Annotated in this window: 14 protein-coding genes and 2 pseudogenes; 10 read left to right on the plus strand and 6 right to left on the minus strand. The window is 69.2% G+C overall.

Translation table 11 applies throughout. The features are described from left to right. Together Y694_RS15010 and ada are read right to left on the minus strand one after the other, a co-directional pair. Positions 1-709: 2OG-Fe(II) oxygenase (locus Y694_RS15010; protein ID WP_036233924.1), on the minus strand; the 709-nt coding region annotated here is incomplete at its 3' end. After that, positions 706-1790: pseudogene (gene ada, locus Y694_RS15015) on the minus strand (bifunctional DNA-binding transcriptional regulator/O6-methylguanine-DNA methyltransferase Ada). The gene Y694_RS15010 and the pseudogene ada, both read right to left, overlap by 4 nt. Positions 1791-2079: 289 nt before the next feature. Here ada and Y694_RS15020 point away from each other — a divergent pair. Genes Y694_RS15020 through Y694_RS15040 form a run of 5 tightly spaced genes read left to right on the plus strand, consistent with a single transcriptional unit; the run spans position 2080 to position 6740 of the window. Beyond that, positions 2080-2850, plus strand: a complete 771-nt coding sequence (locus tag Y694_RS15020; RefSeq protein WP_011831327.1) for an ABC transporter ATP-binding protein — start codon at positions 2080-2082, stop codon at positions 2848-2850. Then, positions 2850-3563 carry an ABC transporter ATP-binding protein gene (locus Y694_RS15025; protein WP_011831328.1) on the plus strand — a complete coding sequence of 238 codons (714 nt, stop codon included), beginning with the start codon at positions 2850-2852 and terminating at the stop codon, positions 3561-3563. Before Y694_RS15020 ends, Y694_RS15025 begins: the two co-directional genes overlap by 1 nt. A 48-nt stretch (positions 3564-3611) precedes the next feature. Continuing rightward, positions 3612-4835 (plus strand): ABC transporter substrate-binding protein, encoded by a 1224-nt coding sequence (locus Y694_RS15030; protein WP_011831329.1) that lies wholly within the window; start codon positions 3612-3614, stop codon positions 4833-4835. A gap of 37 nt (positions 4836-4872) precedes the next feature. Further along, positions 4873-5760 (plus strand): branched-chain amino acid ABC transporter permease, encoded by an 888-nt coding sequence (locus Y694_RS15035; protein WP_011831330.1) that lies wholly within the window; start codon positions 4873-4875, stop codon positions 5758-5760. Next, entirely contained in the window at positions 5757-6740 is a 984-nt protein-coding gene (locus tag Y694_RS15040; protein WP_011831331.1) for a branched-chain amino acid ABC transporter permease, read from the plus strand. Before Y694_RS15035 ends, Y694_RS15040 begins: the two co-directional genes overlap by 4 nt. 6 nt (positions 6741-6746) lie before the next feature. On the opposite strand, the gene Y694_RS15045 is transcribed toward Y694_RS15040, so the two are convergent. Then, positions 6747-7463 carry a YggS family pyridoxal phosphate-dependent enzyme gene (locus tag Y694_RS15045; RefSeq protein ID WP_036233914.1) on the minus strand — a complete coding sequence of 239 codons (717 nt, stop codon included), beginning with the start codon at positions 7461-7463 and terminating at the stop codon, positions 6747-6749. Between the two features lie 52 nt (positions 7464-7515). Here Y694_RS15045 and Y694_RS15050 point away from each other — a divergent pair, with 52 nt between their 5' ends. From Y694_RS15050 to Y694_RS15065, 4 genes and pseudogenes are all read left to right on the plus strand, one after another. Continuing rightward, a complete protein-coding gene (locus tag Y694_RS15050) occupies positions 7516-8559 on the plus strand; it encodes a type IV pilus twitching motility protein PilT (RefSeq protein WP_011831333.1) in 1044 nt (347 codons plus the stop codon). 37 nt (positions 8560-8596) lie between these two features. Then, positions 8597-9205: a cyclic nucleotide-binding domain-containing protein gene (locus tag Y694_RS15055; protein WP_036233917.1), complete on the plus strand. Its 609-nt coding sequence runs from the start codon at positions 8597-8599 to the stop codon at positions 9203-9205. A 44-nt stretch (positions 9206-9249) separates the two neighbouring features. After that, positions 9250-10385 (plus strand): annotated as a pseudogene (locus Y694_RS15060) (PilT/PilU family type 4a pilus ATPase). A gap of 94 nt (positions 10386-10479) precedes the next feature. Further along, positions 10480-11373, plus strand: coding sequence for an NAD(P)-dependent oxidoreductase (locus Y694_RS15065; protein WP_036233921.1), 894 nt, complete (start codon positions 10480-10482; stop codon positions 11371-11373). A 37-nt stretch (positions 11374-11410) separates the two neighbouring features. On the opposite strand, the gene Y694_RS15070 is transcribed toward Y694_RS15065, so the two are convergent. The 3 genes from Y694_RS15070 to Y694_RS15080 all read right to left on the minus strand — a co-directional run bounded on the left by Y694_RS15070 (position 11411) and on the right by Y694_RS15080 (position 13128). Next, complete coding sequence (locus Y694_RS15070; RefSeq protein ID WP_011831337.1) at positions 11411-12094, minus strand: BON domain-containing protein; 684 nt, start codon at positions 12092-12094, stop codon at positions 11411-11413. Continuing rightward, positions 12091-12687, minus strand: coding sequence for a phosphoheptose isomerase (locus Y694_RS15075; protein ID WP_036233929.1), 597 nt, complete (start codon positions 12685-12687; stop codon positions 12091-12093). Before Y694_RS15075 ends, Y694_RS15070 begins: the two co-directional genes overlap by 4 nt. A 72-nt stretch (positions 12688-12759) precedes the next feature. Further along, positions 12760-13128 (minus strand): YraN family protein, encoded by a 369-nt coding sequence (locus tag Y694_RS15080; protein ID WP_051495809.1) that lies wholly within the window; start codon positions 13126-13128, stop codon positions 12760-12762. Here Y694_RS15080 and Y694_RS15085 point away from each other — a divergent pair. Further along, the coding region (locus Y694_RS15085; protein ID WP_036233935.1) for an SAM-dependent methyltransferase at positions 13121-13485 on the plus strand (365 nt) is incomplete at its 3' end. The genes Y694_RS15080 and Y694_RS15085 overlap by 8 nt on opposite strands.

The raw sequence follows: 13485 nt of genomic DNA on the forward strand, positions 1-13485 counted from the left end.
CGGCGCGCACCCGGCTGACGCCGTGGCGCAGCCGCACGCGGTAGCTGCCGCGCGTGCCCTGCACCGGCCGCTCGTGGACGGCGATCACCGCGGCGTCGCCCTGGCGCAGCGGCAGCACCATCGGTCGCGACTGCATGCGCGGGCGCTGCTCGGTCATCACGAACTCGCCGCCCTCGAAATCGCGCCCGGGCTCGGAGAGCAGCAGCACCACCTGCAGCGGGAACACGTGCTCGCCGTAGAGATCCTGGTGCAGGCAGTTGTAGTCGCCCTCGCCGTACTGCAGCAGCAGCGGCGTGGGCCGGGTCTGGCCGGCCCCATGGCAGCGCGCGATGAACTCGGCGTGCCGCGGCGGGAAGCGCGTGGCCACACCCATCGCCGCGTGCCAGCGGTTGGCGATCGGCACCAGATGCGGATAGAAGCCGCCACGCAGGGTCGCGACGAGCGCCGGCAGCGGGTGGGCGAAGTAGCGGTACTCGCCGCGCCCGAAGCCATGGCGGGCCATCACCACGCGGCTGCGGAAGGCCGCGTCGTCCGTGTACAGCCCCGCCAGCGCGCGGCATTCCGCCGGCGTGAGCAGGCGTTCGATCTGCGCGTGGCCCTGCGCGTCGAGATCGCGGGCCAGCTGCGGCCAGTCGGCCGCCGCGATGCGCGCCTCCAGGCTCGCGGTGGCCACCGCCGTGGCGACGCCGGCGGTCTCCGACACGCTCATGGCGTGATCACCTCCTGCTCCAGCGCCAGCAGCTGGCGCTTGCGCTCGACGCCCCAGCGGTAGCCCGACAGTGCGCCGTCGCTGCGCACCACGCGGTGGCAGGGAATGGCCACCGCCAGCGCGTTGGCGGCGCAGGCCTGCGCCACCGCGCGCACCGCCGTCGGCGCACCGATGCGCGCGGCGACCTCGGCGTAACTGGCGGTGCGCCGGGCGGGATGTCACGCAACGCCTGCCACACACGCTGCTGGAAGGCGGTGCCGCGCACGTCGAGCGGCAGGTCCAGGCCGAGACCCGGTGCCTCGACGAAGCCCACCACGCGGGCCACCCAGTCCTCGAAATCGGCCTCGCCGCCGATCAGGCGGGCCTGGGGGAAGCGGTCCTGCAGGTCGCGCGCCAGCGCATCCGGGTCGTCGCCGAGCAGGATCGCGCAGATGCCGCGTTCGCTCTGTGCCACGAGGATGGCGCCCAGCGAGCACTGGCCGATCGCGAAGCGGATCGCCGTGCCCGCCCCGCCGGCGCGGTAGCGCGTGGCCGTCATGCCGAGCACCCCGTCGGCCGTCTCGTAGTAGCGGCCGCCGGAGTTGAAGCCGGCGTCGTAGATGGCATCGGTCACCGTGCCGCCGCGGCGGCCGAGCGCCTCGCGCAGGCGCCGCGCCCGGTGCGCGGTGGCGTAGGCCCTCGGCGTGAGGCCGGTGACCGCCTTGAACACGCGGTGCAGGTGGTAGGGGCTGAGGCCGGCGCGCCGGGCCAGGTCGGCGAGCGGGGGGACCGCGTCCGCGGTCTCGATGTAGCGGCACAGTTCGGCGACCCGGGCTGCCTGCAGCGCGGCCGCCGGCAGCTGGTCGGGCTTGCAGCGCAGGCAGGGCCTGAAGCCGGCCGCGCGTGCGGCCTCGGCGGTGTCGTGGAAGGCCACGTTCTCGGGGCGGGCCGGGCGCGCGGCGCAGCTCGGGCGGCAATAGACGCCGGTCGTGCGCACCGAGTAGAAGAAGCGGCCGTCGGCGGCGCCGTCGCGCGCCACGACGGCGGCCCAGCGCGGGTCGTTCACGGTCGCGGCGGCCCGTTGTTCGGTCTGGGTGCTCATGTTCATGATCGTCCGTCAGGGTGTACGTGGGTCGATGCGGTGACTGTAGGCATCGGTCCGGACCGTGGCACTCCGTGTCTTGCTGCCGAATTGGAATCCTTCCCGGACGCCGGCGTGCGGGCGGGGCCGATCGTCACGCAGGTGACAGGCCGATGACGACCGCGCACCGGCCTGGGGCTTGCGCGGCCCTGCGCACAGTCGAGCGTTGCGCGAATCCACTTAAGGGGAACCCCGTCTATTGCAGCGCAACAGCGCTACTTAGAGTGCAAGCCTTCTTTCCTGTCCCCGCATGAGCGACATCATTCTCCAGACCCGCGAGTTGACGAAGGACTTCAAGGGGTTCACGGCGGTGGACCGCGTGGATCTGGCGGTGCAGCGAGGACACATCCATGCGCTGATCGGGCCCAATGGCGCGGGCAAGACCACCTGCTTCAACCTGCTCACGAAGTTCCTCGCGCCCAGCCGCGGCACGATCCACTTCAACGGCCACGACATCACCGCCGAGAAGCCCGCGCAGATCGCCCGCCGCGGCGTCATCCGCTCCTTCCAGATCTCCGCCGTCTTTCCCCACCTGAGCGTGCTGGAGAACGTGCGCATCGGCCTGCAGCGCTTCACCGGCACCTCCTTCCACTTCTGGAAGGGCCTGTCGGGGCTGCGCGCGCTCGACGCCCGCGTGCTCGAGCTGCTGGAACTGGTGGACCTGCGCGAGATGGCTGCGCTCAAAGCCGCCGACCTGCCCTACGGACGCAAGCGCGCGCTGGAGATCGCGACCACCATGGCCATGAGCCCCGAGCTCATGCTGCTCGACGAACCCACCCAGGGCATGGGCCACGAGGACGTCGAGCGCGTCACCGCCCTCATCAAGCGGGTGGCCGAAGGCCGCACCGTGCTGATGGTGGAGCACAACATGAAGGTGGTGGCCACCATCGCCGACCGCATCACCGTGCTGGCGCGCGGGGCCGTGCTGGCCGAAGGCGACTACGCCAGTGTCTCCCGCCACCCTGCGGTGCTGGAGGCCTACATGGGCAGCGACGCGGCTGAACTCCAGGGAGCGCATTGATGGAGCCCCTGGCGCTGGAGATCAAGGGGCTGCAGGCCTGGTACGGCGAGAGCCACATCCTGCACGGCATCGACCTGGCGGTGCCGCGCGGGCAGGTGGTCACGCTGCTCGGGCGCAATGGCGCCGGACGCACCACCACGCTGCGCGCCATCATGGGCCTGACGGGCAGCCGCAAGGGCTCGATCAAGGTGCACGGCCAGGAGGCCATCGCGCTGCCCACCCACCGCATCGCCCACCTCGGGCTGGGCTACTGCCCGGAGGAGCGCGGCATCTTCGCCTCGCTGAGCGCCGAGGAGAACCTGCTGCTGCCCCCGCGCCTGAAGGCCGGGCGGGGCAAGGCGATGGGCGAGGCCGAGATCTACGCGATGTTCCCCAACCTGGCCGAGCGGCGCGCCAGCCCGGGCACGCGGCTCTCGGGGGGCGAGCAGCAGATGCTGGCGGTGGCGCGCATCCTGCGCACCGGGGCCGACATCCTGCTGCTCGACGAGATCAGCGAGGGGCTGGCGCCGGTGATCGTGCAGGCGCTCGCGCGCATGATCACCGCGCTCAAGGCGCAGGGCTTCACCATCGTGATGGTGGAGCAGAACTTCCGCTTCGCCGCGCGCCTGGCCGACCAGTTCCATGTGGTCGAGCACGGCCGCATCGCGCTGTCCTTTGCTGCCTCCGAGCTGGCGGCCCACCAGGCACAGCTCGATGAACTGCTCAGCGTCTGATCGCGACGCGCTTTCCGCTTCCTCTCATCCCACCCTCAGGAGCCCCGCATGACCCTCGTTCGCTCGCGCACCGCACTCGCTGCCGCCGCCACCGCCGGCCTCCTCGCCGTCGGCGGCACGCCGGCACAGGCCCAGATCTCCGGGGACACGGTCAAGATCGGCTTCATCACCGACATGTCGGGTCTGTACGCCGACATCGACGGCCCCGGCGGCGTCGAGGCCATCAAGCTGGCCATCAGCGACATGAAGGGCACGGTCGCCGGCAAGAAGATCGAGCTCGTCTACGCCGACCACCAGAACAAGGCCGACGTGGCCGCCAGCAAGGCCCGCGAATGGTTCGACACCCAGGGCGTCGACATGCTCATCGGCGGCACCAACTCCGGCACCGCGCTGGCCATGACCAAGGTCGCGGCCGAGAAGAAGAAGCCCTTCATCGCCATCGGTGCCGGCACCTCGCGCATCTCGAACGAGGATTGCACGCCCTACTCGATCCACTATGCCTACGACACCGTGGCGCTGGCCAACGGCACCGGCAGCGCAGTCACCAAGGCGGGCGGCAAGTCCTGGTATTTCCTGACGGCCGACTATGCCTTCGGCCAGTCGCTGCAGAACGACACCAGCAACGTGGTGACGAAATCGGGCGGCCAGGTGCTCGGCAGCGTCAAGCACCCGCTGTCGGCCAGCGATTTCTCGTCCTTCCTGCTGCAGGCGCAGTCGAGCAAGGCGCAGATCCTGGGGCTGGCCAATGCCGGCGGCGACACCATCAACTCGATCAAGGCCGCCAACGAGTTCGGCATCACGAAGACGATGAAGCTGGCCGGCCTGCTGATGTTCATCAACGACATCCATTCGCTGGGCCTGAATGCGACCCAGGGCATGTACATGACCGACAGCTGGTACTGGAACCAGAGCCCGGAGGCGCGCGCGTGGAGCCGCCGCTTCTTCGAGAAGATGAAGCGCATGCCCTCGTCGATCCAGGCGGCCGACTACTCGGCCGCCATGCACTTCCTGAAGGCCGTCGAGGCCGCCAAGACCGACGACGGCGACAAGGTCATGGCGCAGATGAAGGCCATGCCGATCAACGACTTCTACGCCAAGGGCAGCATCCGCAAGGAAGACGGTCGCGGCATCCACGACATGTTCCTGCTGCAGGTGAAGTCGCAGCAGGAGTCGACCGAGCCCTGGGACTACTTCAAGGTGGTCGAGAAGATCCCCGGCGAACAGGCCTTCACGAAGCTGGCCGACAGCAAGTGCCCGCTGGTGAAGAAGTGAGCGCCGCGCGCCGCCTCCGCCGAGGAGCCGATTCCCGATGAGCGACCTCTTCGGCATCCCCTTGCCCGCACTGCTGGGCCAGTTGCTGCTGGGTCTGGTGAACGGCTCGTTCTACGCGATGCTGTCGCTGGGGCTGGCGGTGATCTTCGGCATGCTCAACATCATCAACTTCGCCCACGGGGCGCTGTACATGATGGGCGCCTTCCTGGCGTGGATGGGCCTGGAGTACCTGGGGCTGAACTACTGGGTCATGCTGCTGCTCGCGCCGCTGCTGGTGGGGGTGCTGGGCATCCTCATCGAGCGGCTGCTGCTGCAGTGGCTCTACAAGCTCGACCACCTCTACGGCCTGCTGCTGACCTTCGGCATCACCCTGGTGGCCGAGGGCATCTTCCGCTCCTTCTACGGCGTCTCCGGCCAACCCTACCCGGTGCCCTCGGCCCTCTCCGGGGCCACCAACCTGGGCTTCATGATCCTGCCCAACTACCGCGCCTGGGTCGTGCTGGCCTCCATCGTGGTCTGCCTGGCCGTGTGGGCCCTGATCGAGAAGACCTCGCTGGGCGCCACCCTGCGCGCGGGCACCGAGAACCCGCGCCTGGTGCAGGCCTTCGGCATCAACGTGCCCCGCCTGGTCACACTCACCTACGCCGGCGGCGTGGCGCTGGCGGCCTTCGCCGGCGTGCTGGCCGCTCCCATCATCCAGGTCTCCCCACTGATGGGCTCCAACCTCATCATCACCGTCTTCGCCGTGGTGGTGATCGGCGGCATGGGCTCCATCCTGGGCTCCATCGTCACCGGCCTGGGCCTGGGCCTGATCGAGGGCCTCACCAAGGTGGTCTACCCCGAAGCCTCCAGCACCGTGGTGTTCGTCATCATGGCCATCGTGCTGCTGATCCGACCGGCCGGCCTGTTCGGGAAAGAGAAATGACACCCCAACGATCCCCGCTGCTCGGCTACGCGGCCCTGTTCATCGCGATCGCGCTGCTGCCGGCGCTGGGGGCCTACCCGATCTTCGTGATGAAGGTGCTGTGCTACGCGCTGTTCGCCTGCGCCTTCAACCTGCTGATCGGCTTCACCGGGCTGCTGTCCTTCGGTCATGCGGCCTTCCTGGGCGCGGCGGCCTACGGTGCCGGCCATGCGCTCAAGGTCTGGGGCTTCCCGGCCCCGCTGGGGCTGCTGTTCGGGGCGGCCGTGGCGGCGCTGGCCGGGCTGGCCTTCGGCTGGCTGGCGATCCGGCGCTCGGGGATCTACTTCTCGATGATCACGCTGGCGCTCGCGCAGATGCTGTTCTTCTTCTTCCTGCAGGCGCCCTTCACCGGCGGGGAGGACGGGCTGCAGTCGGTGCCGCGCGGGCGCTTCCTGGGGCTGGACCTCGCGAACGACCTGACGCTGTACTACGTGGTGCTGGCGATCTTCATCGCCGGCTTCTGGCTGATCTACCGCACGGTGCACTCGCCGTTCGGGCAGGTGCTGACCTCGATCCGGGAGAACGAGGCACGCGCCACCTCGCTGGGCTACGACGTGGAGCGCTTCAAGCTGGTGGCCTTCGTGCTGTCGGCCGCGCTGGCGGGGCTGGCCGGCGCGACCAAGACGCTGGTGCTGGGCTTCGCGACGCTGACCGACGCGGTGTGGACGACCTCGGGGGCGGTGATCCTGATGACGCTGGTGGGCGGCATGGGGACGATGGTGGGCCCGATGGTGGGCGCGCTGGTGATCGTGGCGCTGGAGAACAAGATCGGCGACGTGGGGCGCGCGCTGGCCGAACTGACCGGGATCGCCTGGTTCAACGGCCTGGGCGAGGCGGTCACGCTGGTCACAGGCCTCATCTTCATCCTCTGCGTGCTCGCCTTCCGGCGTGGCATCGTCGGCGAGGCGGGGGCGCTGCTGGCGCGCTGGCGCCGCGCCTGAACGCCGTCACCCGGCGGCGCGCGGGTCACCCCCCGTCGACCGCCCGCCGAAGATCGCGGTGCCGACCCGCACGAGCGTCGCGCCCTCCAGCACCGCGGCCTCGAGGTCGGCGGTCATCCCCATGGACAGCGTGTCGAGCGCCAGGCCTCCCGCCTGAAGGCGTTCCAGCAGTTCGTGCAGCGCGCGGTGCGGCCGGCGCTGGGCGCTCAGATCGCCGGCCGGCTCGGGAATCGCCATCAGCCCGCGCAGCCGCAGCCGCGGCAGCGTCGCGACCGCCCGCGCCACCTCCTCCACCTCGTCCGGCGCCAGACCGCTCTTGCTGGCTTCGCCGCTGACGTTGACCTGCAGGCAGACCTGCAAGGGCGGCAGCGCGTCCGGCCGCTGCTCGGACAGCCGCTGGGCGATCTTCAGCCGGTCGACCGAGTGCACCCAGTCGAAGGCCTCGGCCACCGCGCGCGTCTTGTTGCTCTGCAGCGGACCGATCAGATGCCATTCGAGGCGAGCGCGAACGTCGGCCAGCGCGGCCATCTTGTCGAGCGCTTCCTGCACGTAGTTCTCGCCGAACCGCGTCTGCCCGGCCGCCAGGGCCTCGCGCACGGTGTCGGCGCCGAACGTCTTGCTGACCGCCAGCAGCGTGACGCTTGCCACGGGACGCCCCGCTGCGTCACAGGCGCGTGCGATGCGCCCGCTCACTTCTTGTATCTTGCTTGCTATCGTCGCCATAATCCCTCGACCCTCTGCCGCATGGTGAGCGCTGCGCTCCCCACACCACCCCATGGACATCACCCAACTGCTGGCGTTCTCGGTCAAGAACAAGGCCTCGGACCTGCACTTGTCCTCCGGACTGCCGCCGATGATCCGGGTGCACGGCGACGTGCGGCGCATCAACGTGGACCCGCTGGACCACAAGAACGTGCACGACATGGTGTACGACATCATGAACGATGCGCAGCGCAAGGCCTACGAGGAGACGCTGGAATGCGACTTCTCGTTCGAGATCCAGGGCCTGGCGCGCTTCCGGGTCAACGCCTTCAATCAGAACCGCGGCGCGGGCGCGGTATTCCGCACCATCCCGAGCAAGATCCTGACGCTCGAGCAGTTGAACGCGCCGAAGATCTTCGCCGATCTGGCCCTCAAGCCGCGCGGCCTGGTGCTGGTCACCGGCCCCACCGGCTCGGGCAAGAGCACCACGCTCGCCGGCATGGTGAACCACCTCAACGAGAACGAGTACGGCCATATCCTGACCGTCGAGGATCCGATCGAGTTCGTGCACGAGTCCAAGCGCTGCCTGATCAACCAGCGCGAGGTCGGACCGCACACGCTGTCCTTCAGCAACGCGCTGCGCTCGGCGCTGCGCGAGGATCCGGACGCGATCCTGGTCGGCGAAATGCGCGACCTCGAGACCATCCGCCTCGCGCTGACCGCGGCCGAAACCGGCCACCTGGTGTTCGGCACCTTGCACACCAGCAGCGCGGCCAAGACCATCGACCGCGTGATCGACGTGTTCCCCGCCGCCGAGAAGGACATGGTGCGCGCGATGCTGTCGGAGTCGCTGATCGGCGTGATCTCGCAGACGCTGTGCAAGCTCAAGGACGGCTCGGGCCGCGTGGCGGCGCACGAGATCATGCTGGGCACGCCGGCCATCCGCAACCTGATCCGCGAGGCCAAGGTCGCGCAGATGTACAGCTCGATCCAGACCGGCAACAGCATGGGCATGCAGACACTGGACCAGAACCTGACGGACCTGGTGCGCCGCAACCTCATCACGCCGGCGGAGGCACGCGGCAAGGCCAAGCTGCCCGAGAACTTCCCGGGCTGATCCCGGGCACCGCCCCGTCGTCCGCAGAGCGCTCACCGTGAAAAAGCAGCTCGATCGACCGGGGGGCCCTGCGGTTTCTGCCGAAGGCGCCCCGTCAGACGACGGCGAGGAACGCGCGACCGCCACGGTCGATTGGGATGCGCGGGCCCGGCAGGCCGGGGCTCAGCCCTTCGACGAGCGCCGCGCCTGCGATCTGTTCGTGCAGCTGTGGGAGGCCGAGACGCATCTGGTCGGCCTGAGCCCCCCCGAACTGGGCCGCATCGCCGAGCACTTCCGCCATTTCACGGTACCGGCCGGCCAGGAGGTGATCGGCCAGGACGAGCAGGGCAACTACCTGCTGGTGGTGCTGGAAGGCCGGGTCGGCGTCGAGCGCGTGCAGCGCGGCGGCGGCCGGGTCCGCGTGGCCGAGGCTCGCGCCGGGGACATGCTGGGTGAGATGTCGGTGCTGGACGCCGGCTCCCGCTTTTCCGCCTGCACCACGCTCACTCCCTGCATCGTGGCCGTGCTCGACGCCCGGCGCCTCGACGCGATGATGGAGAACGAGCCGCGGCTTGCCATGGCCCTGCTGGCCTCGCTCGCGCGGCGCCTGTCCTTGCGCCTGCGCCAGGTGAGCGCCCGGCTGTCTGCTTTGTTGTCCGGTGGCTGAGCAGCGAGCGCTGCCGCCTCAGAAAATCTCCAAGGGAGGAACTCATGGAACGCGATCAAGCGTCGAAATTCGTCAACGACCTGCTGCGCCTGCTGGTCGCCCGCAACGGTTCCGATCTGTTCCTGACGGCCGACTTTCCTCCGGCGGTCAAGGTCGACGGCCGCGTCACCAAGGTATCGCCGCAGCCGCTGACGCCGCAACACACGATGGCCCTGGCGCGTTCGATCATGAACGACAAGCAGGCGGCCGAGTTCGAACGCACCAAGGAGTGCAATTTCGCGATCGCGCCGACCGGCATCGGCCGCTTCCGGGTCAATGCCTTCGTGCAGCAGGGCTGCGTGGGCCTGGTGCTGCGGACGATCCCGCAGACGCTGCCGACGATCGACTCACTCGGCCTGCCGCAGGTGCTGAAGGACGTCGCCTCGACCAAGCGCGGCTGGTGATCTTCGTCGGCGCCACCGGCTCGGGCAAGAGCACCTCGCTGGCCGCGATGGTGGACTACCGCAACGAGAACTCCTACGGCCACATCATCACCATCGAGGACCCGGTGGAGTTCGTGCACCCGCACAAGAACTGCATCGTGACGCAGCGTGAGGTCGGCATCGATACCGACGACTGGGCCCCGGCGCTGAAGAACACGCTGCGCCAGGCGCCCGACGTGATCCTGATGGGCGAGATCCGCGACCGCGAGACAATGGAACACGCGGTGGCCTTCGCCGAGACCGGCCACCTGTGCATGGCGACGCTGCACGCCAACAGCGCCAACCAGGCGCTCGACCGCATCATCAACTTCTTCCCCGAGGAGCGGCGCGCGCAGCTGCTGATGGACCTGTCGCTGAACCTCAAGGCGCTCGTGTCGCAGCGCCTGCTGGCGCGCCAGGAAGGCCGTGGCCGCGTCGCGGCGATCGAGATCCTGCTGAACACGCCGTTGATCTCCGACCTGATCTTCAAGGGCGAGGTGGCCGAGATCAAGGAGATCATGAAGAAGAGTCGCGAGCTCGGCATGCAGACCTTCGACCAGAGCCTGTTCGACCTGTACGAGGGCCAGCTGGTCACCTACGAGGATGCCCTGCGCAACGCCGATTCGGTCAACGACCTGCGTCTGCAGATCAAGCTCAACAGCAACCGGGCGCGCAACTCCGACCTGGCCTCGGGCACCGAGCACCTGACCATCGTCTGAGTAACCCGCGGCCTGCCCGGCCGCGGTGGTTTGAGCGATCATGGCGGTGTAGAACGGCCTCGTTTGGAGGCCGTTGCCTTTTCGGAGACGCTCGATGACCAGCAAGACCTACGATCCGGTTCCCTCGCAGCGCGTGGCCTTCCTCGGCCTGGGCGTGATGGGCCACCCCATGGCCGGCCACCTGGCGCGCGCCGGCCACAGCGTGTGTGTCTACAACCGCACCACGGCCAAGGCCCAGGCCTGGGTGAACGAGTACGGCGGCCGTTCGGCGCCGACGCCCAGCGCCGCGGCGCAGGACGCCGACATCGTGTTCGCCTGCGTCGGCAACGATGCCGATCTCCGTTCGGTGACGACCGGTGCCGACGGAGCCTTCCAGGCCATGAAGGCAGGCGCCGTGTTCGTGGACCACACCACCGCGTCGGCCGACATCGCGCGCGAACTGGCGGCGGCGGCGCGCGCGCGCGGCCTGGGCTTCGTCGATGCCCCGGTCTCGGGTGGCAACCTCGGCGCGATCAATGGCGCGCTCACGGTGATGTGCGGCGGCGATGCGGCCGACTTCGCGAAGATCCAGCCGGTGGCGATGGCCTTCTCGAAGGCCGTCACGCTGCTCGGCGAGGCCGGCGCCGGCCAGTTAGCGAAGATGGTGAACCAGATCGCGATCGCCGGCCTGGTGCAGGGCCTCAGCGAGGCGATCGCCTTCGGTCAGAAGGCCGGGCTGGACATGAAGGCCGTGCTCGGCGTGATCGGCAAGGGCGCGGCGCAGAGCTGGCAGATGGACAACCGCGGCCCGACGATGGTCGACGGCAAGTTCGACTTCGGTTTCGCGGTGGACTGGATGCGCAAGGACCTTGGGCTTTGCCTGGACGAGGCGAAACGCAACGGCGCCCGGCTACCGGTGACGGCGTTGGTCGATCAGTTCTATGCGGACGTGCAGGCCGACGACGGCGGCCGCCGCGACACCTCGAGCCTGATCCAGCGCCTGAAGTAGCCCACGCGGAGACCGACCGCGTCGCGGTCGCGACCTCTCAGGGGGCCGGAGCGGTCGGCGCGTTCTTCGGCACCGTCTGCGCGAGCTCGGCCTCGGTGATGATCTCGAAGGCCTTGACGACCTTCACGACCCCGGAGACGCCGCGGGCGATCGCCACGCCGCGGTCGGCCTCGCGTTCCGTGACGCGACCCATCAGGTAGACGATGCCACGGTCGGTGACCACCTTGTAGGCATTGGCGAAGATGTCGCGCGCATCGACGTAGCTCGCCTTCACCTTGCTCGTGATCAGCGCGTCGTTCGAGCGGTCGACCAGCGAGGTCGTCGGGCCGATCGCCAGTTCGTTCAGCAGGGAGCGGACGTTCTCGAGCTTCGAGACCGCGGCCTCGACGGCCGCCTTGTCGGCCTCGGTCGGCACTTCGCCGGTCAGCAGCACCGTGCGATTGAAGCTGGTCAGGCTGACCCGGCCGCGTTCGCCGATGGCCTCCTTGACCCGCGCCGCGCCTTTCAGCTCGATGCCCTGGTCTTCAAGCTGCGCCCCCGACGTGCGACGGTCGCTGTAGACCAGTGCACTGCCGACGGCCGCACCACCGATCAGCAGCGCACAGCCGCCCAAGGCGCCGGAGAGCGAGATGCAGGCCAATGCGGCCAGCGCAACGCGACGGAGCGTGCGAGGGGCCCGGGTTGCCGCCTGGGCAGGCGAAGGAGAGGTTCGTGAGGTCATGTCAGGTCCTGTTCACCGAGCAGTTGCACGTCGACCGCGTCGCACAGACAGTGGATCGCGAGGATGTGCACTTCCTGTATGCGCGCCGTGCGCTCGTGCGGCACGCAGATGTGTACGTCGGTCTCGGTCAGGCGAGCACCGAGCTTGCCGCCGCCCCGCCCGGTGAGGGCGATGACGGTCATGTCCTTGTCATGGGCCGCGTCCACCGCGGCCACCACGTTGGCCGAGTTGCCGCTCGTCGTGATGGCCAGCAGCACGTCACCGGGATTGCCGAGCGCCTGCACCTGCTTGGCATAGATCGCGGAGAAATCGTAGTCGTTGCCGAGCGCGGTGATGATGGAGGTGTCGGTGTTCAGCGCGATCGCGGCCAGCCCGGGACGCTCGCGCTCGAAGCGGCCGACGAACTCGGCCGCGAAATGCTGCGCGTCGCTGGCGGAGCCCCCGTTGCCACAGGCCAGCACCTTGCCGCCGGCGGTGATGCAGCCGAGCACGGCCTGAACCGCATCGGCTATCGGCTTGCTCAACACCTCGGCCGCCTGATTCTTCAGGTCGGCACTGTCGAAGAAGTGCCGCTGGATTCGTTGTTCAAGCATGCCCATGATGATATGACACGCTTTCGCGGGCCCGGGTTCCGCGAGCCGCCACGTGCCGGTCGGTCGAGGGGGTCAGGACGCGTCGAAGGCCGCGCGCAGCCACGCGATGTGTTCCCCTTCGATCGCCACCACGTCGAAGCGACACGGCGGCGGCGTGGCAAAGCGCATCAGGTAGTGGCGCGCGGCGCGCACGATCCGCTGCTGCTTCACGCCCGATACGGTGGCTGCAGCGCCGCCGTGCGATCGGGTGGCCCGCGTACGCACCTCGACGAACACCAGCGTGCCATCGCGATCCCTCAGCACGAGGTCGATCTCGCCACCTCGCACGCGCGGGCCGCCGGCGACTCGATAATTGCGCTCCACGAGCTTCAGCCCGGCGCGCAGCAGGTAGGCCAGCGCCCGGTCCTCGCCCCCGTCTCCCACCGCCTTGGTCGTGACCATCGACGCCCCGTTGATCCAGCAAGCTGCCGCCAGCGCGGCCGGCGCGCAGCAGTATCCCAAAGCCACGCTCTACGTCGTGGCCACGCCCATCGGCAATCTGGCCGACCTGACGCTGCGCGCGATCCATGCGCTCGGACTGGTCGACGCCGTGGCCTGCGAGGACACGCGCGTCACCGCACCACTGCTGCGTCACCTGGGACTCGACAAGCCGCTGATCGCGCTGCACGAGCACAACGAGGCCCAGGCCGCCGGCGTGGTGATCGAGCGGCTGGCGCGCGGCGAGCGCGTCGCCTACGTCAGCGATGCCGGCACGCCGGCCGTCAGCGATCCCGGCGCGCGGCTGGTGGCCGCGGTGCG

The organism is Methylibium sp. T29-B, assembly GCF_000576225.1.
Lineage (GTDB): Bacteria > Pseudomonadota > Gammaproteobacteria > Burkholderiales > Burkholderiaceae_C > Methylibium > Methylibium petroleiphilum.